At 55.7% G+C, this 20,683-nt stretch carries 17 protein-coding genes, 1 tRNA gene and 2 pseudogenes; 8 read left to right on the top strand and 12 right to left on the bottom strand.

Annotated features, from left to right (window positions below; all coding sequences use genetic code 11):
- Window positions 1–20: 20 nt before the first annotated feature.
- A pseudogene (locus tag H6973_04305) lies at window positions 21–949 on the top strand (IS1595 family transposase).
- Window positions 950–998: 49 nt separating this feature from the next.
- On the opposite strand, the pseudogene H6973_04300 reads toward H6973_04305, so the two are convergent.
- The 3 genes and pseudogenes from H6973_04300 to H6973_04290 form a co-directional block, all read right to left on the bottom strand.
- Window positions 999–2,173 (bottom strand): annotated as a pseudogene (locus H6973_04300) (IS630 family transposase).
- Between the two features lie 116 nt (window positions 2,174–2,289).
- A complete protein-coding gene (locus H6973_04295; GenBank protein MCP5124871.1) occupies window positions 2,290–2,898 on the bottom strand; it encodes a response regulator in 609 nt (202 codons plus the stop codon).
- A gap of 53 nt (window positions 2,899–2,951) precedes the next feature.
- Window positions 2,952–3,911 (bottom strand): transposase family protein, encoded by a 960-nt coding sequence (locus H6973_04290; GenBank protein MCP5124870.1) that lies wholly within the window; start codon window positions 3,909–3,911, stop codon window positions 2,952–2,954.
- Between the two features lie 563 nt (window positions 3,912–4,474).
- On the opposite strand from H6973_04290, the gene H6973_04285 reads away from it, so the two are divergent.
- The 3 genes from H6973_04285 to H6973_04275 all read left to right on the top strand — a co-directional run bounded on the left by H6973_04285 (window position 4,475) and on the right by H6973_04275 (window position 10,848).
- On the top strand, window positions 4,475–6,178 hold the full coding sequence (locus H6973_04285; GenBank protein MCP5124869.1) for an MCP four helix bundle domain-containing protein: 1,704 nt from the start codon (window positions 4,475–4,477) through the stop codon (window positions 6,176–6,178).
- 318 nt (window positions 6,179–6,496) lie between these two features.
- Window positions 6,497–8,344, top strand: a complete 1,848-nt coding sequence (gene ilvD / locus H6973_04280; GenBank protein MCP5124868.1) for a dihydroxy-acid dehydratase — start codon at window positions 6,497–6,499, stop codon at window positions 8,342–8,344.
- Window positions 8,345–8,436: 92 nt separating this feature from the next.
- Window positions 8,437–10,848: an EAL domain-containing protein gene (locus tag H6973_04275; protein MCP5124867.1), complete on the top strand. Its 2,412-nt coding sequence runs from the start codon at window positions 8,437–8,439 to the stop codon at window positions 10,846–10,848.
- On the opposite strand, the gene H6973_04270 is transcribed toward H6973_04275, so the two are convergent.
- Complete coding sequence (locus H6973_04270) at window positions 10,821–11,729, bottom strand: SDR family oxidoreductase (protein ID MCP5124866.1); 909 nt, start codon at window positions 11,727–11,729, stop codon at window positions 10,821–10,823. The genes H6973_04275 and H6973_04270 overlap by 28 nt on opposite strands.
- 34 nt (window positions 11,730–11,763) lie before the next feature.
- Here H6973_04270 and mutY point away from each other — a divergent pair, with 34 nt between their 5' ends.
- The 3 genes from mutY to H6973_04255 all read left to right on the top strand — a co-directional run bounded on the left by mutY (window position 11,764) and on the right by H6973_04255 (window position 13,251).
- On the top strand, window positions 11,764–12,813 hold the full coding sequence (gene mutY / locus H6973_04265) for an A/G-specific adenine glycosylase (GenBank protein MCP5124865.1): 1,050 nt from the start codon (window positions 11,764–11,766) through the stop codon (window positions 12,811–12,813).
- A gap of 25 nt (window positions 12,814–12,838) precedes the next feature.
- Entirely contained in the window at window positions 12,839–13,111 is a 273-nt protein-coding gene (locus tag H6973_04260) for an oxidative damage protection protein (GenBank protein ID MCP5124864.1), read from the top strand.
- Between the two features lie 64 nt (window positions 13,112–13,175).
- Window positions 13,176–13,251, top strand: a tRNA-Phe gene (locus tag H6973_04255).
- 43 nt (window positions 13,252–13,294) lie between these two features.
- Here the strand turns inward: H6973_04255 and H6973_04250 are convergent.
- From H6973_04250 to H6973_04220, 7 genes are all read right to left on the bottom strand, one after another.
- Window positions 13,295–13,669, bottom strand: a complete 375-nt coding sequence (locus tag H6973_04250) for a hypothetical protein (protein MCP5124863.1) — start codon at window positions 13,667–13,669, stop codon at window positions 13,295–13,297.
- Window positions 13,670–13,706: 37 nt separating this feature from the next.
- Entirely contained in the window at window positions 13,707–13,973 is a 267-nt protein-coding gene (locus tag H6973_04245) for a succinate dehydrogenase assembly factor 2 (GenBank protein MCP5124862.1), read from the bottom strand.
- A 35-nt stretch (window positions 13,974–14,008) separates the two neighbouring features.
- On the bottom strand, window positions 14,009–14,785 hold the full coding sequence (locus tag H6973_04240) for a succinate dehydrogenase iron-sulfur subunit (protein ID MCP5124861.1): 777 nt from the start codon (window positions 14,783–14,785) through the stop codon (window positions 14,009–14,011).
- 12 nt (window positions 14,786–14,797) lie between these two features.
- On the bottom strand, window positions 14,798–16,588 hold the full coding sequence (locus H6973_04235) for a succinate dehydrogenase flavoprotein subunit (GenBank protein MCP5124860.1): 1,791 nt from the start codon (window positions 16,586–16,588) through the stop codon (window positions 14,798–14,800).
- Between the two features lie 26 nt (window positions 16,589–16,614).
- The gene (gene sdhD / locus H6973_04230; protein ID MCP5124859.1) at window positions 16,615–16,998 is read right to left on the bottom strand and encodes a succinate dehydrogenase, hydrophobic membrane anchor protein; all 384 of its coding nucleotides are present in this window, start codon (window positions 16,996–16,998) and stop codon (window positions 16,615–16,617) included.
- 14 nt (window positions 16,999–17,012) lie between these two features.
- Window positions 17,013–17,399 carry a succinate dehydrogenase, cytochrome b556 subunit gene (gene sdhC / locus H6973_04225; GenBank protein MCP5124858.1) on the bottom strand — a complete coding sequence of 129 codons (387 nt, stop codon included), beginning with the start codon at window positions 17,397–17,399 and terminating at the stop codon, window positions 17,013–17,015.
- A gap of 146 nt (window positions 17,400–17,545) precedes the next feature.
- A complete protein-coding gene (locus H6973_04220) occupies window positions 17,546–17,713 on the bottom strand; it encodes a DUF1674 domain-containing protein (protein ID MCP5124857.1) in 168 nt (55 codons plus the stop codon).
- A gap of 229 nt (window positions 17,714–17,942) precedes the next feature.
- On the opposite strand from H6973_04220, the gene H6973_04215 reads away from it, so the two are divergent.
- Complete coding sequence (locus tag H6973_04215) at window positions 17,943–19,019, top strand: folate-binding protein YgfZ (protein MCP5124856.1); 1,077 nt, start codon at window positions 17,943–17,945, stop codon at window positions 19,017–19,019.
- 160 nt (window positions 19,020–19,179) lie between these two features.
- On the opposite strand, the gene H6973_04210 is transcribed toward H6973_04215, so the two are convergent.
- A complete protein-coding gene (locus tag H6973_04210) occupies window positions 19,180–20,241 on the bottom strand; it encodes a HAMP domain-containing protein (protein MCP5124855.1) in 1,062 nt (353 codons plus the stop codon).
- Window positions 20,242–20,683: the final 442 nt, after the last annotated feature.

Genomic DNA, 20,683 nt, shown 5'->3' with positions numbered 1-20,683 from the left:
GCGCTCCAGGTTTCCCGTCGATGATCAACCTTCAGAATCTACTGGACGATGTCCGGTGTTACGAAACGGTCCGCCAACTGCGCTGGCCCGATGGGGTTCACTGCCCCCATTGTGGGGCGGCGAACGTGACGAAGCAGGGTCACGACACGACCCAACCGGCGCGACAGAAATATCGGTGTGCCGGGTGCCATCGCTCTTTTGACGATCTAACCGGGACGGTGTTGGCCGGCCACCACCCGCCGTTACGAATTTGGATATTATGTTTATATTTTATGGGTTTGAACTTGTCTAATGCCCAGATTGCCCAAGAGTTGGCGTTGAATCCGGACGACGTGCAGCGGATGACCGAGCAACTGCGCCAAGGTATCGTCGCCCGCCAACCCGAACCCACCTTGGCGGGGGAAGTGGAATGCGACGAGGTCTATATGGTGGCCGGGCATAAAGGGCATCCGGACGCGGTGAAAAAAAAGGCCGCCGCGGGCGGCGTCGCCGGCTGAAGGGGGCACGGGGTCGAGGCACCCTGGAGCAGGAAAAGCCGCCGATTCTCGGCATGATTGAGCGCGGCGGCGCGGTGGTCGTCCGGATGCTGGATAATGTCCAGCAAGCGACCATCCAACCGCTCCTTCAGACTTTCATCGCCCCGGGAACCCGGGTGTATACCGATGAATATGCAATCTATAACCCATTGAAGGATTGGGGCTTTGATCATCATACGGTGTGTCACAGCCGGGGTGAATACGCCCGCGACGACGATGGCGATGGCTTCCATGAGATTCATGTTAATACCGCTGAGGGTTTCTGGTCCCTGTTGCGTTCCTGGTTGCGACCCCATCGAGGAATTTCGCAAGAAAAGCTGCCGCTCTACCTGGGCTTCTTTCAGTTCGTGCATAACGTCCGCATTCGGGGCAAAGGCTTGCTCAGACCTCTCTTGGAACTGCTGGTCGCCTAACAACGCCAACTGACTGGAATCCATATTGAGCCTTAAATTTTTATTCCCCTTAGTGGGCTGACACAGAAGTTTTGACAGGTTCAGAGGTTTCTAGGTCCACCGGGGTTTCAGAAGATTTCAAGGGAGGATAGAGGCGCTTGAGTTTGACCCGGGCCAAGTCGGTGCCGAACTGCCAGTGGATTTTGGTCTGACGTAGGTTGCGTGGGCCTTGCCAAGCGGCGATTTCCTTCCGCAAAGTTTCGAGGTTCGCAATGCGGCGATTCAAACACTGGCCGGCGAGAACAGCGAACTCACATTCCGCCATATTGAGCCAACTGCCATGCTTGGGGGTGTAATGAAATTCGAGCTTGCGGGTGATCCGGCGGGCTTCCTCTGGAGAAAAGACACTATACAAGGCCGCAGGAGTGTGGGTATTGAGGTTATCCACGACCAACCGGATTCGCTCCGCCTTCGGAAAGTACACATCAACGAGTTGCTGCATTTGCTGGGCAAAATCGCGTTTGGTGCGCTGTTTCGTGACATTAACATGACGCCACCCGCGCAAGGGTTGTACGAATAGAAATAAATTGGCGGTGCCTTCGCGTTTGTATTCACAGTCATAGCGCGCCGGTTGACCCGGGCGGGCGGGTTGAGGACAGCGGGTTTCGCTGGTCAATTGCACCGGACTTTCATCGAAGCACACTTGGGGGTATTGAGGATCATCGGGTTCGGCGTACAGGTCCAACACATCCTCCATATGCCAAACATAATCGGGACTGACACTGGGAATACACCATTCTTGACGTTGCCAGGGTTTGAGGTCGTTTTTTTAAGGATGCGCCGCACACTCTCACGGGAAATGGCTTCGATGGGCCGGAGTTCCATGAAGCGGTCCGCTAACAATTGGAGAGTCCACTGACAACGGCCAGCGGGCGGGGTACTACAGGCCAAGGCGACCAGAAAGGCGGCCTGTTTGCCGGTCAAGGCCGGGGGCAAACCGACTCGTGGCCGCTCGCTTAACGCCGCCAGCAACCCTTCGTCGACAAACCGTTGACGGGTACGATGAACGGTCGAAATCCCCAAGTGAAGGCTTTGGGCAATGGCCTCATCCGTCGCCCCTTCCGCAGCCTGCAGCAACACATGGGCACGGGCAACCTTGCGCGCCGCTGCCTTGCCTTTATGAATGACCTTCAGCAGGTCTTCCCGCTCCTCTTCAGTTAGATCAACCAGATACTTGTGGGCCATGGTGATTCCTCCTGTTGATCTCAACCATAGGGCACCCACCGCTACCTGTCAAAACTTCTGTGTCAGCCCATTAGTGGCCTCGAGTCTTGGCGGTGCATCCGTTTTTCGAGTTAAACTTAACGGGAATTGGTATTAGTTCCTATCCTCAGCGCATTCAGCGTCTCCGCCGCGTTGATGATATCGCGGGCCAGTGATTGCAACCGGCGGCGCTGCGCGCGCGCGTGGATGCGCAACAACTCGAACGCCTCCTGTTGCCGCAAGCCTTGCCGTTCCATCAGAATGCCAACAGCTGTTGTGGTGTCGCGCCCTCCCTTCAGCGCTTCTTCCAACTGGCTTTTGACCTTATTGAGAGCTTTCAAATCCTGGGATCGCGCCAGAGCCGCTTCGATAGCAGGAATCAACTGCGGCATATCCACCGGCTTGACCAGGTAACCAAGTCCTCCTTCGTTAATCGCATCCTCCACCATTTTCTTGTCGCTGTAGGCGGATAGGAACAAGGCTGGGATGTGGTGGGTATCCCGCAGCCGCCGCGCCAGTTCGATACCGGACATGCCCGGCAAGCGGATGTCGAGAATGGCTAAATCAGGAGAGTGACGTTTGGTCAAAGCGAGCGCTGCTTCGCTGCAAGCCGCCTCGGTGACCGTATAGCCGGCCTGGCGCAAGCCATTGCCGAGCGTACTGAGAATCAAACGGTCGTCATCGACCAGCAGGATATGATGAGACATTCTGCTTTCTCCTTAATTTATATTAGACCTGTTCCGAAATATGGTAACATAATTCATTGAACCTCATAGCCATTTCTTAGGTTGCAGAGTCCAGCGACGACCAATATAATTTGATCGCCTATCTTATTAAGGCGGTTTCTAAACCTTATTGTTAGCGCACCAAAGTTCTTTAATTGACCGATGAAATGTTCAATGCCCACACGAACCTGACTGATCAAGCGATTTTCTCTTTTCTGTTTTGGTGTGAGCTTCGGATTTGGATGGGTTTTTGACTTGCGTGGTTTTTTATGGGGAATATGAATAGTCCCGATCTTGGGATAGTCTTTTTCGATCCCTTGATAGCCTAAATCAACCGAAACTTCTACGGATGAAAGCTCCGGTTTTTCAGGGTCTAGTTCTCCTTTTAACATTGCATAGTCATGCTGATGACCCGGAGTCGCCGGGCCGATTACATCGATACCACCGTTGACGGTCGCGATGACTGTGTTTTTGAGGGTATGGGCCTTTCTTTTTCCGCTATAATGACTTTTTTGCCGACGCTTGTTTTTCGGTCGGCGACAGGGTCTTTCCGTCGCATCAATCATAATTTTTCTATTTTTTTCATCAACTTGTTCTTGTTGACTGTCCATTAGTACGATTTTAAGGTGGCGATGAGGTAAGATATGAAGCTCTTTTTCAGCTTGCTTCAAAATCGGGATTAGCTTCATCACGTTCTCTTGGGCTTTTGACGGACTCATATTAAATAAACAACCCAATACATCAAAGGTAGGATAGTTTTTCAGATAAAAAAGCAGAAAGAAAAGTTTTAATTCAGGCGCCGACAAAATCCCCTTGCGCCCCCCGCCCGGATGGCGTCGACGTTGCGCTTGCTGTCGGCGATAACGCCGCCGATTCTCTTCGTTCAAACAATGCGAAAACACGGGAACGAGTTGATCAAATTCTTGTTGAGAAACCCCAGTCAGCGCTCTAAATTGTCGTTCATTGCGCACGCAAATTGATTGAAAGTTTCGCATGACGGCTCTCCTTCATCCTGAGTTTCCTTACTTTAGATATGGGGACTCTTTCCAAAAATTCAATACCTAACCTATTGACGGAAAAATATAATCTTAGAAAACGCTCAGGAAATATGATTATAAGCTATTAAGAATGATAGAAAAATTATTAAGGAGCAAGTCTATTATTTAATTCATTTTTATTCTGGGCCTGGGGCGCCTTCCCGGAAACGGCAATCGACCATGTAGCCACCCTACCAAAAATAATTTTAACGTTACTTGAGACTGCCCGTCAGCTTACTAAAATGAATTTGCAGCCTAAGCTCCCGGTTGCCGCAAATCGTTCTCTCTCTTTCAGCTGTGCCCCCGCTGGAATTTATTCGCCGAAGCCTCGTTCCTGCTTCAGATCCTCTCAATGCTTCACTCCACTGCGTGGTGCGCTCTTCGTCACCCGTAGCATGGGGTAGTACGCCTGTTTTGACGAACCGCGCACTGTGCTTACCGATGACAGCGCTGATCTCCGCTGCCGGGTGGGCGACAAACCATGAATGCTCTTGAATTGAGGAGTTATTAAGATCGTGAAGATGAACAACCTGAAAATGAGTACGCAGTTGACTATCGGCTTCGGAGCGATGGCGACCATCACGCTGCTGCTCGGCCTCCTGGCGGTGTTCGGGATTTACACCCTGTCCGCTGATATGGAAGACACCGGCGAGAACCGCATTCCCGCCTTGCAGGCGTTGGCCCAGCTCAACCGCGAACGGATGGTGATTCGTGCGCAAACCCAGGCGGTCTTCGCGTATGAAACGCAACTTGACGCCGCGGCGGCATTGCATAGCATTCAGCAAGAGCGCCGCGAGAGCTGGCAATGGGTGGACCATGGGTGGCAGGCGTTGTTGAAAATCCCGCGAACCAGCGAGCAGGGCCGGGCGCTGCAACAACAACTTGATGAGCAATATAAAGCTTGGCGCACGATTTACATCGAACTGGACGGTTTGATCGAACGTCTCGCCATTGCCACCGACCCTGACCAGAAGCAGGTGCTGTACAGCGAATACCGCCAAGCAATCGGCCACATGGTGCCGATCTCGGACGTCATGGGGCAAACCTTCGAAGCTATTACCGAAAACAATATTACGCGCACGAATGCGATGATCGCAGAGGGTCACGCGACGGCGGCTTGGCTGTGGACCCTATCGATCGTGGCCGTGGCCGGTAGCACCGTGCTGGGCGTTCTGCTGACCTGGTTGCTGGTGAGAGGAATCCGCCGGCCCATCGGCGGCGAACCCGCCGTGATCGCGGCGCTGACTCAACAGATCGCCCAAGGCGATTTGACCTTGCAGTTCGAGAACACCGGGCGGGAAACCGGTATCTACGCCGCCATGCGCGACATGGCGACCCAACTCCAGCAGATGGTTAGCCAAATCACCCAGGCGACCGCTCAGGTCAATTCAGCTGCCGTGGAAATCGCCCAAGGCGGCGGCGACCTGGCGCAGCGCACCGAGGAACAAGCCTCGGCGCTGGAACAGACCGCCTCTTCGATGGAACAGCTCACCAGCGCGGTCAAACATAGTGCGCAGAACGCCGAGCAGGCCAACCACCTGGCGCGCGCTGCTCGCACCCAGGCTGAGCAGGGCGGTGAAGTGGTCAAACAAGCGGTAGCGGCGATGAGCGCTATCCATCAGAGCAGTAACCAGATCGCCAATATCATCGGGGTAATCGATGAAATCGCCTTCCAGACTAATCTGCTGGCGCTCAACGCCGCCGTCGAAGCTGCCCGCGCCGGCGAGCAGGGGCGGGGCTTCGCTGTCGTGGCCGGTGAGGTGCGTAAACTCGCTCAGCGTAGTTCCGATGCCGCTAAGGAAATCAAATCACTGATCACCAATAGTGCCAGTAAGGTGCAGGACGGTGGCCAGTTAGTCGCGCAATCCGGCCAGACCTTGCAAGAGATCGTTGTATCGGTCAAGAAAGTCAGCGATATCGTCGCTGAAATGGCCACCGCCAGTCAGGAGCAGGCTTCGGGCATCGAGCAAATTAACCAGGCCATTCTGCAAATGGATCAAATGACCCAGCAGAACGCCGCCCTGGTGGAACAGACGGCTGCCGCCAGTCATGCCTTGAGCGATCAGGTCCGCGAACTTGAGCAGTTGATGCGCTTCTTCAAGCTGAATAGACAGGTGGCGACCAGGCCAGAGGCTGCTTCGATAAAATCACCCGGCGCGCGCCATAGCCAGCGAACGGACCGTCATTTGGTCAACAGTACTGTGGAGGAAGCCGCATGGACCTAGAAGTTTCTAGCGTCAAAAAATGTAAAATTCGCGTGATAACACAGTTTCCCCAATAGTCCATCCGAGAAACGTTTTTGGACCGTCTCTCTAAGGTTCTTCGAGGGGTCTTGTGGAGCTAGGCGGTCTGGAAAGAGATTGTCTCGACAACCCATTGATCTAAAAGCAGTAAGGCTGACCTCTAGTGAGTTTGGGGGACTTAACTTGCCCAGATGAGCCGGATTCCACACTGAATGCTGAAAATTGCCGTAAAATTTTTTTACAATCAGGCGGTCTTTTCTGATTGTCGTTGACCCCCTTCCAACTTTCGAGGAGTTCATCATGCCCGACTATCGTTCTCGCACGACCACCCATGGCCGCAACATGGCCGGCGCCCGCGCTTTGTGGCGCGCAACCGGCGTCAAGGATGATGACTTCGGCAAGCCGATTATTGCGATCGCTAATTCATTCACTCAGTTCGTTCCCGGTCATGTTCACTTGAAGGATTTAGGACAACTGGTCGCGCGCGAGATCGAACAAGCTGGCGGCATCGCCAAAGAATTTAACACAATCGCCGTGGATGACGGCATTGCCATGGGTCACGGTGGAATGCTGTACTCGCTGCCCTCGCGCGAATTAATCGCCGATGCCGTCGAGTACATGGTCAACGCCCATTGCGCCGACGCCTTGGTGTGTATCTCCAATTGCGACAAGATCACCCCCGGCATGCTGATCGCCGCCATGCGCCTCAATATTCCAGCGATCTTCGTCTCCGGCGGGCCAATGGAAGCTGGTAAAACTCGCCTGGCGATGCATAAGCTGGATCTGGTCGACGCCATGGTCGCCGCGGCCGACGATCATATCGACGACGCCACCGTAGCCGAGTATGAGCGTTCCGCTTGCCCGACCTGTGGTTCCTGCTCCGGCATGTTCACCGCCAATTCCATGAATTGCCTGACCGAAGCGTTGGGCCTGAGTCTGCCGGGCAACGGTTCACTGCTGGCTACCCATGCCGACCGCCGAGAACTGTTCCTGGAAGCGGGACGGCGCATTGTCGACCTGACCCGGCGCTATTACGAACAAGATGACGCCTCGATATCGCCGCGAAGCATCGCTACTTTCGAAGCTTTTGAAAACGCCATGAGTCTCGATGTCGCCATGGGCGGCTCGACCAACACCGTGCTGCATCTGCTGGCGGCGGCGCAGGAAGGCGAAGTGCCTTTCACCATGCGCGACATTGACCGATTATCACGGCGAGTGCCGAATTTATGCAAGGTAGCGCCGGCGACTCAGAAATACCACATGGAAGACGTTCATCGGGCTGGCGGCGTGATCGCTATTTTGGGAGAGCTGGACCGCGCTGGGCTGCTTCATCGTGGGGCGCGCACGGTTCACAGCGAGACCTGGGTCGAGGCGCTGGATCGTTGGGACATCGCCCGACTAACGTCCTGGGATGAAGCCCGGACTCGCTACTCTGCGGGTCCCGCCGGCATTCCCACTCAGCAAGCCTTCAGCCAGGACACTCGCTGGCCCAGTCTGGATCTGGATCGGGAAAGCGGCTGTATTCGCGCCCAACCGCATGCTTATTCGCAAGACGGCGGTCTGGCGGTGCTGTATGGCAACCTGGCTGAGGACGGTTGTATTGTCAAGACGGCTGGGGTTGACGAAGATAATCTGCGGTTCCAGGGGCCTGCCCGGATCATGGAAAGCCAGGAAGACGCGGTGTCAGCCATTCTCGGTGGGCGCATCCAACCGGGTGATGTCGTGCTCATCCGCTATGAAGGGCCGCGCGGCGGACCAGGAATGCAGGAAATGTTGTATCCCACCAGCTATCTCAAATCCAGGGGACTGGGCAAGGTTTGCGCTTTGGTCACCGACGGACGTTTCTCGGGCGGCACCTCCGGTTTGTCCATTGGCCATGTTTCGCCGGAAGCGGCTGAAGGCGGAACCATCGCCCTCGTGGAAGAAGGCGACAGGATCGAGATTGATATTCCCAACCGTCGTATTCATCTGGCGATCAGTGATGAAACATTACAACAACGGCGGGTGGCCATGCAGGCGCGTGGCGCGGTGGCCTGGAAACCTGTCAATCGGCAACGCTCTGTTTCACCAGCGCTGCGCGCTTACGCCGCTATGACCACCAGCGCTGCCCGTGGTGCGGTGCGCGATGTCAGTCAGGTGGAAAGGTAAAAAGGTGAAACGTGATGAACTTTTGCCCTTAGCCCTTAACCTTTAGCCTTGCAGTCATCCGCAAGCCAGGGAGACGATAAGGAGAATAAGCCATGAATCAGGCAAAAGACCCGGACAGCCAGCGTCTTAGGCTCGTTAATCACCTGAAATTGATTGAGGATTTGTGGCAAAAACTTTATTACGTCAAGTGGAATCCCAAGTCGTTCGTGATGCTGGCCCGTTTAGCGCAAGACATGTTGAAAAATGCTCAGGGCCGAGATGATGAGCGTCTGCTCAAGCTGGTGACGCAACTGGAACACCATGTTAAAGGCTGTGCAACCGCCAATGCGATGCCGCCCGAATCGGAACGACAACGGCTAATCGCGCTGATCGATGCGTTACGTTTTATCCTGGTTAAAAATGGCGGCAGCCTCAGCGATGAACCGCGGACCCGTCCACTGCTGACAGCGCATCCTGAGATTTTTCTGGTCGCCCCTGAGGGCGATAAGCCCTCGCTAATGACTAAACTGGAGGATTTTAACTACCGGGTGCGGCATATTTCCAAGCTGGCTGAGGCTGAAGAACGGTTGCACGAACGGATACCCGGCGCAGTGATCATCGATATGGATTTTCCCGAAGGAGCGGAAACGGTATTGGAAATGGTCGCTAATCTGCAAACACAGATTGGTTTGCGCTCGCCAGTGCTGTTTCTGGCTGAGCGCAATGATATGGCGGCGCGACTGGAAGCAGTGCGCGCGGGCGGGACTGCTTACTTCAGCAAACCCGTCGATAACGATGAATTGATTGGCCTGTTGCGGGAACTGCTGTTGCCACAAACCTCGGAAGGACATTACCGGGTGCTGATCGTCAACGATCGGCCTACCGAAGCTTGGGAGATGGCCGGCGCGCTGGAGGAACAGGGCGTTACGCCGCGCGTACTCATTCAACCTCTGCAAGTATTGCAGGACATTCATCGCTTCCAGCCCGATCTGTTGTTAATTGATCTCGATCTTAAGGAAGTCGCCGGACTGGATCTGGCCAAGGTTATTGCGCAACATCGGGATTGCGATATTCTGCCGATAATTCTGCTGTGTTACCCGGCAGATGTTACACATTACCTGATGAATCTGGAGGTGCCAGGCGCTAGTTTGCTGACCAAACCGGTGCCTGTTAGCTATTTGTGCTGGGAGGTCAAGCAACGGTTGCGCCGGGCGCGCGCCATACGCGTCAAGCTAAGTCTGCTCAGTGATAGTGATGTGGTCAGCGGTCTCTACAATCGTCGGCGCTTCATGGTGCTTATGGAGCGGGAACTGGAGGCGATGGGCCTACGTCTGCAAGCTTTGGTGGTGATTTTCATCATGCTGGACAATTTGCGCTCTATTAGAGATTCGGCAGGTGTAGCGACAGCCGACGAGGTTGTAGGGCAAGCTGCAGGCCGGTTGCGGCAGGTGCTGACTTCCGAGCAACCGTCCGCACGGTTCAGTGACACCGTTTTTGCGGTACTGGCGCCGAATCTGTTCGGTGAAGCGCCGCTTAATCTGGCCCGCCGCATTCGGGATGTGCTGGAAACCGGCTTCTACAAAGTGGGTGATCAGGCACTGCTGTTGCGGACCAGTATTGGCGTCGCCGTTACCAATGACCGTAGCCAGGATCATCTGATGCTGATCCAGCGGGCGGATTCAGCCTGTGGACTAGCGCAGGAAGCTAAGAGCGAACGCATCTATTTCCAGCAGAATGCCCCTGAAGCGAAGCGCGATCATGAAACCTCTTCGCGAGCGCGGGTGCTGGATCAAGTCCGCGAGATCGTTGAACATGAATGGCTTTGGCTGGTTTTTCAGCCTATTGCCAGTATGCGCGGCGATGTAAATGAACGTTATGAAGTATTGTTGCGCTTGCGCGATAACCAGGGCCAGGAACTGGTGTCAGGCAACATATTCGGCGTAGTACATAATCACGAGCTGGGGTTGACGCTGGATCGCTGGATCATTGCTCAAACCTTGGAAATGCTCCGGCAACGGCAGACTACAACTACTTTATTTATCAAAATCTTGCCGATCACCTTACAGGATAAGACTCTCAGCGTCTGGTTGCGCGGAAAGTTGGAGGAAGCTGGCGTTGAGGCACAGCGCATTGTGTTCGAGGTCGCCGAATCGACGGCAGAACGTAGCCTGCGTGACATGTTTACCTTCCTCAGCGGCATCAAGCTACTTGGTTGCGGCTTTTGCCTGGACCGTTTTGGCCGAGGGACGGATTCACTGAGTTTGCTCAAAAATCTGGGCGCAGATTATGTCAAACTGGATATGTACTTCGTCAACAACCTTGCTAAGGATACCAAGAAGCAGGCCCAACTCAAGGAGTTGGTGCATAATCTGGAGTCGTTGGGCGCCGCCACCATTGTTGGCGGCGTCGAAGACATACAGGCCATGCCAGTGTTGTGGTCGCTGGGCGTGGATCTGATTCAGGGCTTTTTCCTGCAACATCCCTATCGCGAGATGAGTTACGATTTTACCAGCGCAGGGTTTTGAGTAAATTGTCTTTGCAAGATCGCCGCATACCCATCACGATAACCGGGATAGCGAAACTGAAAGCCAGTCGCGCGGAGTCGGGCATTCGAGCAACGCTTGCTGGCGCGTATGCGCGTCGTCGGGTCACGGCGGGTTTCAGCGCCAGGCTTTACAGGGGTTTGAGCGACTCGACGCGGCTTCGGCGTCCCCAGTTGGTTCGCCAGCCAGTCCAGAACTTCATCCAGCGGCGCGGGGCAGTCGTCAACAGCGATATAAAGCTGCTCCGGTTCGGGAAGTTGCAGCAGGTGCTCCAGCACCCGGGCGCAGTCGTCGCGATGAATACGGTTGGTATAAATCGGCGGACCCTCCAGACAAGTCGCCGCACCGTCACGGACGCTGTCAACCAGCCGGGTGCGGCCTGGGCCGTAGATGCCGCCGAAACGAACTGCGATGGCTGGCCAACCACTGGTCCACATTAACTGCTCGCCCTGGCGGATGCAGCGACCGCTGAAACCTTGTGCCTCAGCCGGTGAGTCTTCATTCACCCATTCTCCCTGGTGCTGCGCGTACACCGAGGTGCTGGAAGTAAAGAGCAGTCGTTTCGGGTGCTGGCTGGCTTGGCGCAGCGCTTCCAGCAGATGACTGACTCCGGTCACGTAAGCGGCTTGGTATTGGGCTTCGCTGAAGCCGGCGGCGGCGGCGCTGTACACCACGCAATCCAGCCTGGGAGGGAGGTTGGTCAGAGTCGCGGAGTCGGTCAAGTCAGCGGCAATCGGTTGAATGCCTGGCGGCATATCAGCCGGGTGGCGCTTCAGGCCCCAGACTTGATGTCCTGCGGTGTGCAGAGCCTGTCCGAGGGTTGTCCCCAAATCGCCGCAGCCAGCAATCAGAATACGCGACATGACAAGTTCTTCTCTATTGAAAATTCGAGGTCAGATGAATCCAGTGAAATTCAGCCAGCGGGTGTTGAACTGGTTCGACATGCATGGGCGCAAGCAGTTGCCCTGGAAAGACTATCCTACCCCGTATCGGGTTTGGGTGTCGGAAATCATGCTCCAGCAAACCCAGGTGGCGACGGTCATTCCCTATTATGAACGGTTCATGGCCCGGTTTCCGGATATTCGCGCTCTGGCTGATGCCGAACTGGATGAAGTATTGCAGCTGTGGGCGGGATTGGGTTATTACGCCCGCGCTCGCCATTTGCGCCAGACCGCCCGGATCGTGCGCGACTGGCATGAGGGCCGGATGCCGCTGGATATCGCAACTCTTCAGGAATTGCCTGGCATCGGCCGGTCGACAGCTGGAGCGATTCTGGCGCTGGCGGCGGGACAGCGACAACCGATTCTTGATGGTAACGTCAAGCGCTTGTTGGCGCGATTCGCAGCCGTGGAAGGCTGGCCAGGTCAGTCGCGGGTCCAGGCGGTGCTGTGGGAATTGGCGGAGCGTTACACTCCGGTCGAACGGGTTGCGGATTATACCCAGGCGATGATGGATCTTGGGGCGATGATTTGCATACCTCGTCAGCCGCGTTGCAAATTTTGTCCGCTGATCGAAGATTGTGTCGCCTATGCCCAAGGGCGCCAGGCGGATTTTCCGGCGCCGAAACCCCGCCGGGTGTTGCCAGTGCGCGCAATTCGGATGGTGCTGGCGCGGACAGGGAATGGCGAGGTGTTGTTAGAGCGCCGGCCACCCGTCGGTATTTGGGGTGGATTGTGGAGCTTTCCGGAATGTCCGCTGGAGGTTGACCTCGCCGACTGGTGTCGGGAGAAATTGGGGCTGATCGTAAATCCTGAACTGCCGTGGGGAGTTATGCGACATAGCTTCAGTCATTTCCATCTGGAGATTACTCCGTCGCCAGTGCAGGTAACCGAACAAAGTGGGATTATCATGGAAGGCGCACGGTTTGTCTGGTATAACGGCGATCATTTCGACCGTCATGGGATGGCTGCGCCGGTAAAGCGCTTGCTGGCGATGCTCGTTAAATAATTGTAAATAAATATAGGAACTTATAATGTCTCGAATGGTAAAATGCATCAAACTTGGCGTCGAAGCCGAGGGTTTGGATCGGCCGCCTTATCCGGGCGAACTAGGCAAGCGGATCTTCGAAAATGTGTCTAAGGCAGCCTGGCAGCAGTGGCTGCGACAGCAGACCATGCTGATTAATGAGTACCGTTTGACGCCGTTTGAGCCGAAGGCTCGCCAGTTTCTGGAGGAGCAGATGATGCAGTTCTTCTTTGGCGAGGGAGCAGCCCCGCCCGAGGGTTATGTGCCGCCACCGGCGTGAGCATCTTGACGCTTGAGGCAGGAACTGCTTAAATGAGCGTCCATTTTGCATCCCGCCAAATTTTGGCCAGGTAGCTCAGTTGGTAGAGCAGCGGACTGAAAATCCGCGTGTCGATGGTTCGATTCCGTCCCTGGCCACCAAATAAATCAACGTCTTGCGAACTCATTAAGAAATCGCGCAAATCTATGAGTCTAGCCGAGTTCGCAACCAGACCCGCATTCGTCGCAGTTCATCGACATCAGCGGAATCCGGCAACAGGGTCAGCGACCGGTGCTGGCCGTTCTCCAGCCGAAAATTCACGATAACCACGTAAGGATAGGCATAGCCGCTGATCAGTTGGCCCGAATATCGGCGACCATCCCCGGTTGCCAGTTGCCAACGTTCATCCAGCCATTCAATCCGGCGAATAAACCTGCGCCCGTGCGGATACCCATAACCATAACCAAACTGAACTAGGGAAAGGATAATTGCCGCGAAAAAACCGACTTGAACCCACCACGGGATGTTGGAAACGATAACGGCGACGCCAGCCAAGAGATGGCCAACGCCGCCGCCCAACAGCAGAAGCCGCGAGGGACGCGGCTTGAGGACAATTTCAATCAGCGCCAGCCTCGGCGGCTGGTGAAAGCAAGGTGCGCATGACGCTGACGACGCGAGCGGTTGCTACGTTGCTGGGGATCGCCCGACCGAGCATGTAGCTCATTAACTGCGTATCCTGAAGCTCCAGCAATTCGGCGAACGCCTGTTGCTCTTCGGCAGGCGCATGGGGATAAAACTGCTCCAGATAGCCCGAAGTCAGCAAATCCAGTTCCTTCATCCCACGCCGGCAACGCCAGCGCAGCTTGCCTATCAATTCATCCACAACTGCTGTTTCCTCATTGTCATGGGGCGCTAAAGTTACCGCCGCTCGATCATCATCTTTTTGATTTCCGCGATCGCCTTGGCGGGATTCAATCCCTTCGGGCAGGTCTTGGTACAATTCATAATCGTGTGACAACGATAGAGCCGGAAGGGATCTTCCAGATCGTCCAATCGCTCGCCAGTGAACTCGTCACGGCTGTCCACGATCCAGCGATAGGCTTGCAGGAGAATGGAAGGCCCCAGATAGCGTTCGCCATTCCACCAGTAGCTCGGGCAACTGGTGGAGCAACAGGCGCACAGGATACACTCGTACAACCCGTCCAGCTTGGCGCGATCTTCCTCGGATTGCAGGCGCTCGCGCTCCGGCGGCAGCGTGACCGTTTGCAGCCAGGGCTTGATCGAGGTGTACTGGGCATAGAAATGCGTCAGATCCGGCACCAGATCCTTGATCACCGGCATGTGCGGCAGGGGGTAAATTTTGATCTCGCCGGAGATATCATCAATCGCCTGGGTGCAAGCCAAGGTGTTAATACCGCCGATGTTCATCGCACAGGAACCACAGACCCCTTCGCGGCAAGACCGCCGGAGGGTAAGAGTGGGATCGATCTCGTTCTTGATCTTGAGCAGGGCGTCCAGCACCATCGGACCACAAGTGGCCAGATCGACCTCGTAGGTATCCATGCGCGGATTTTCGCCACTGTCCGGATCCCAGCGGTATACATGGAAATTCCTGACATTCTTAGCGCCGGTGCCAGCATAATAGGTCTTGCCCTTGCCGATAATCGAATTGGCTGGGAGTTTGAATTGAGCCATGGCGTCGTCCCCTTAGTAAGTGCGCTTCTTGGGTGGAATGTATTCCACCTCGCTGGTGAGCGTGTAGGTATGCACCGGCCGGTAGTCGATCGTGACTCCGCCTCTTGCATCCAACCAGGCTAGCGTATGTTTCATCCAATTCTCGTCGTCGCGATCCGGATAATCCTCGCGGGCGTGCGCGCCGCGACTCTCGGGGCGATTGATCGCTGACTTGATCGAGACCATCGCGCATTGCAACAGGTTTTCCAACTCCAGCGTTTCCACCAGATCGGAATTCCAGACCGTACCCCGGTCGGTAACCCCAACATGCTCGAAACCGGCAAATACTTCTTCCAGCAGCTTGATGCCTTCCGCCATCGAGTCGCCAGTGCGGAACACGGCGGCGTGATTCTGCATGGTGCGCTGCATCCGCATCCGCAGGCTGGCGGTGGGATTTTCGCCGCTAGCGTGACGCAGGCGGTCAAAGCGGACAATGATTTTATCAACTGCGGACTGAGGCAAAGCGCCATGCGGACTGCCTGGTTTGACCAGTTCAGCGCAGCGAATCGCTGAGGCGCGGCCAAACACCACAATGTCCAGCAGCGAGTTCGAACCCAGGCGATTCGCGCCATGCACCGAGACGCAAGCCGCTTCGCCGATCGCCATGAGACCGGGAATGACATGATCGGGATTGCCGTCCTTGAGGATGACGACTTCGCCATGATAGTTGGTGGGAATGCCGCCCATGTTGTAATGCACGGTCGGCAGCACCGGGGCTGGTTCCTTGGTGACGTCGACGCCGGCAAAGATGCGCGCGGTTTCAGCGATGCCCGGCAAGCGCTTGTTGATCACGTCCGCGCCCAGATGCTCCAGATGCAGATGGATGTGATCTTTGTGCTCGCCGACCCCACGTCCCTCGCGGATTTCGATGGTCATCGAGCGGCTGACCACATCGCGGGAAGCCAGGTCTTTAGCATTCGGCGCGTAACGCTCCATGAAGCGTTCGCCGTTGGAGTTGGTCAGATAACCGCCTTCGCCGCGACAGCCTTCGGTCATCAGACAACCGGAACCGTAGATGCCGGTGGGATGGAACTGGGTGAACTCCATATCCTGCAAAGGCAGACCCGCACGCAACACCATGCCGTTGCCGTCGCCAGTGCAGGTATGCGCGGAGGTCGCCGAGAAGTAGGAACGGCCATAACCGCCGGTCGCCAGCACCGTTTCATGGGCGCGGAACACATGCAGCGAGCCATCGGCCAAATCCCAAGCCACCACGCCCCGGCACACGCCGTCGTCGTCCATGATCAGATCGAGCGCGAAGTATTCGATGAAGAACTCGGCGTCGTGCTTGAGGGCCTGTTGATACAGGGTATGCAGGATAGCGTGACCGGTGCGGTCGGCGGCAGCGCAAGTGCGCTGGGCGGTACCCTCGCCGTAGTTGGTGGTCATGCCACCGAACGGGCGCTGGTAAATTTTGCCTTCCTCGGTGCGCGAGAAGGGAACGCCGTAATGTTCCAGTTCAATGACTGCCGGGACCGCCTCGCGGCACATATATTCAATCGCGTCCTGGTCGCCGAGCCAGTCGGAACCCTTGACGGTGTCGTACATATGCCACTGCCACAGGTCCTGCCCCATGTTGCCGAGGGCTGCGGACATGCCGCCCTGGGCAGCTACGGTATGGCTGCGGGTAGGAAATACTTTCGTCAGGCAGGCGGTTTTCAGACCTTTCTGCGCCATGCCGAAAGTGGCGCGCAGGCCCGCGCCGCCAGCGCCGACCACGACCACGTCATAATTATGATGAATCAGTTTGTATGCGTTAGACATGAAACCTCAGCCTCCAGTGATGGGCGTCAGACCGTCGCCAGAGCGACTTTAAGAACGGAGACAACGGCGATAGCGCCCAGCAGGAATAAAATAAATTGCGTGGCCAGCAGCGCGATAAACTTGGCGCCTTCCGGTCGGACATAGTCCTCATAAATAACCTGCATGCCAAGACTGGCGTGATAGAAGGCGGCGATAATCAACGCAATCATCGGGCCGGCATTGAGGGGGTTGCTGAGCCAGTATTGGAAGGTCTCGTAGTCAGCACGAGCGACCGACAGCAGGGAAATCACAAACCACAGCACTAACGGAATGAGCGCGATGGAGGTGACGCGCTGCAACCACCAGTGATGTGTGCCGTCTTTGGCGGTCCCGAGACCGCGAACATGGCCAAGTGGGGTGCGAAGACTCATAATAATGTTTCTCCTCAGGGCGCGGCGATCAGCCAGCACAGGAAGGTCAGGATGATGGAGGACCAGATGACCCACCAGCCGGAGCGGGTCGCTTCATCCAGTTCGAAGCCATAACCAGCGTCCCAGTACAGGTGACGGATGCCGTTGGCCAAGTGATAGAACAGCGCCCAGGTCCACAGGAACAGGAGCAATTGTCCGAGCTTGGAACCCAATACGGACTGCGCATATTCGTAGGCTTCGGGACCCAACGCTGCTGCGGCGAGCCAATACACCAGCAGTAGCGTACCCACCACCAGGCCCGCGCCGGTCGCGCGGTGGGTGATAGACAGGACGGAAGTCATTTGGGGTTTGTAATAAGGACCGATCATGAACGGCGACAGAGGCCGTTTGCTGGCGGACATAAATCTCTCCTCAATGATGCAGTGGCGAACAAAAATCTTCTGTTTTGTGCATTGCACAGCATACCAAATCCCGCGCGAATTTTTGGGGAAATCTGGCAGCGCGATACGCAGAACGCAGAGTACGGATCACCGATGGGACAGCGGGGTCAAAAGTCGATGCAACGTCCGGCTTTTTCCCAGTCGCCGTAGCGAGTGGGTTCAGGTCCCTTGGGACCACCGTATTCCCTGGGTTTTTCCGGTGGCGGGTTATCCTGAGAAGAATCGGGGATAACGGAAGGCTGTGGAGGTAGCTTGGATTGATCGTTCTTATTCATGGCGACTCTATCTTGCTAAGTGACAAAATGGCGGTGTTAGCCATCCTAGCTCCATCCGTCGACGGAACTGCCGGGGATCGGCGCTGCGCGCCCGCTCCGGTCTCTACATTTTGTTGGGTTATTATGCCGCTCGCAGGTACCTAACGCAATGAATCCCGGTTTATGCTGGGGGATTGGCCACGAAGTTGATCAACAGAGCAGCATCAATAAATTTCGAGGATTCAAGGTAATGAACAAAGAGTGGGGTGATTTTCTCGAAGAGGAATTCGGCGCTTGCCTGGAGTCGGGGCGAGCAGCGCATTTTGGCCGCCCAAACATTGAATTATGGACGGGGCTGAACGAGGGCGATCTATGTAGCGACTTGAGTGATCGGGGCCTTATGGCCGTTAACGGCCCTGACGCTGTTCCCTTCCTGCAAGGGCAATTGACCTGTGATGTCCGTCAGGCGACGTCAGATCGCAGTCTCTTAGGCGCGTTCTGTTCCCCCAAGGGTCGGGTGTTGGCCAGTTTCCGGATATTCCGGCGGGAAGACGCCTTGTATCTGGAGTTGCCGCGTGAGCTAGTTGAACCGACATTGACCCGGTTGCGCAAATATGTGTTGCGCGCTCAGGTCACACTGGAGGACGCCAGCGACCAGCTGATTCGCTGCGGGATAGCCGGGCCGCATGCGGAAACCTTGTTGAATGAGCGATTCGGGGCGCTGCCCGCAGCCGTCAATGGCGTCATTCACTTCACGGGCGAAGGCTCGGACGTCACTGTGATCCGGTTACCAGGGAGTCTGCCGCGCTTTGAACTGCATGGCCCGCTGCCGGAGATGCAACGACTTTGGAGGAGCCTGAAAAACGACGTCGCTTTCACGGGCGCAGAATCTTGGCGACTGCTGGACATTCTGGCTGGCATTCCCACGATTTACCCAGAAACCGTGGAAGCGTTCACGCCGCAGATGATTAATCTGGATTTCCTGGAAGGGATCAGCTTTCAGAAGGGTTGCTATACCGGTCAGGAAGTGGTGGCGCGTACCCATTACCTGGGCAAGTTGAAACGGCGGATGGTTCTGGCGCGGGTGGAGTGTGAGCATTCTCCCAGTCCGGGCAATGTGTTGTTCTCCCCGCAGGCCGACGCCAGTCAGGGTGCCGGGCGGATTGTCGATGCGGCGCAGCATCCCGATGGCGGTTACGCGGTGCTGGCGGTTGCGTTGATCGAATGCGCGGAACAGGGCGTATTGCGCCTGGGCGATGCTAGCGGGCCGATGCTGCGAATACAAGCCTTGCCATACAGCTTTGCAGCGACAAATGGGGAACGCTGATTTTAATCATCCCCCAGTGTCCAGCCCCCTATTCCTTCCAAGTCTGTAGGGTACGCAATGCGTACCCTACTACTACTTTTTGACGCTCTGTCCATAGTATTTCAAACTGTCTAAAGGCTGCTTTACTAAACTAGGAGGTAAGCGCTTTCGACACCATTCTCTACTCGTCCAGCGTGAAGAAGCCCATCAACTGTTGCAGTTCGCGGGTCTGGACACCCATAGTCTGGCTGGCGGCAGCGGTTTGTTCGACAAGAGCAGCATTTTGCTGAGTGAACTGGTCCATCTGTAAGACGGCTTTGTTAACCTGCTCGATGCCATTGGCCTGCTCCCGACTGGCGGTGGCAATCTCGGCGACAATGTCGCTGACTTTCTTGATCGCCGTGACGATTTCCTGGAGCGTTTGCCCGGAGCGTTCGACCAACTGGCTGCCATCCTCGACCTTAGTGACGCTGTCGGTAATCAGCGTTTTGATTTCCTTAGCAGCGTCAGCGCTGCGTTGAGCGAGCTTGCGCACCTCATCAGCCACCACCGCAAACCCTTGGCCGTGCTCACCAGCACGCGCCGCTTCGACCGCAGCGTTCAGGGCCAGGAGGTTGGTCTGGAAGGCAATTTCGTCGATAACACCGATGATGTCAGCAATCTTGCGGCTGCTAGCGTTAATCGCACTCATCGCTACCACAGCCTGATCGACGATGCGCTCACCCTGCTCGGCCTGACTGCGGGCCGCATCGGCCAATTGATTGGCTTGCCCAGCATTGTTGGCACTGTGCTTGACTGTGCTGGTCAACTCTTCCATGCTGGAGGCGGTCTCTTCCAGTGCAGAGGCTTGTTCTTCGGTGCGTTGCGACAAGTCGGCGCTACCTTGGGCAATTTCCGCCGCCACGGCAGTGAGCTGATCGGTGGAGTGGATGACGTTACTGACGATATCCCTGAGTCGGGTCGCCATACCTCTCATGGAAGTCAATATTTTCCCGGTTTCGTCTTTGGGAATTACACGAATGTCCGCCGTCAGATCGCCGCTAGCAATTCGATCCGACACCGCCGTCACTTCTCGCAGCAAGCGGGTGATTAAACGAGCCAAGAACCATGCCAGCGGGATACTCACAATAATTGCGATGATGGAAACCAAAATCGACATTTTTGTGATGCGTTTGCTTGAAGCGATACTTTCGTTGTAACTGTTTCGGGTTGCTTCATTCTGGATCACCTCAAGTTTTTCCATAGGCTTAATCGACTTAGCATAGGCAATAGGCCACTCATTCTCCAATAGAGACAAAATGGTCTTCTTGTCTCCGCTGTCGTAGGCCACGTTTAGCTTAGAGAAGAGTTGCTGCAACAACGGAAGGTTCTGTTCGATACCAGCAATCAGTTTCCTTTCCTCATCGTTTCCTTGATTGGTTTGGGTTTTTTCCCTGAATAAGGTCCAATTTTCCGTAAGGCGTTGTTTCACATTGGCCAAGTGCCTCTGGGAACCTACGATAGGCATTTGACCCAGCAAGACACCTGCAATGCGAAAGCGAACTTCCCGCAAGTCGACCTCCATGGTTTGGAGCACGGACAAAGGCACAACCCGGTTCTCGTAAACATCAGTCATGCGGCGCTCGCTCGCGCGTGTTTGATAAGCCACCATGCCGGCCAGCGCGAGAATGATCGATAGAAAGAAA

Source organism: Gammaproteobacteria bacterium (assembly GCA_024235095.1).
Classification (GTDB): Bacteria; Pseudomonadota; Gammaproteobacteria; order Competibacterales; family Competibacteraceae; genus UBA2383.
This window is presented reverse-complemented; position numbering and strand designations above follow the sequence as displayed.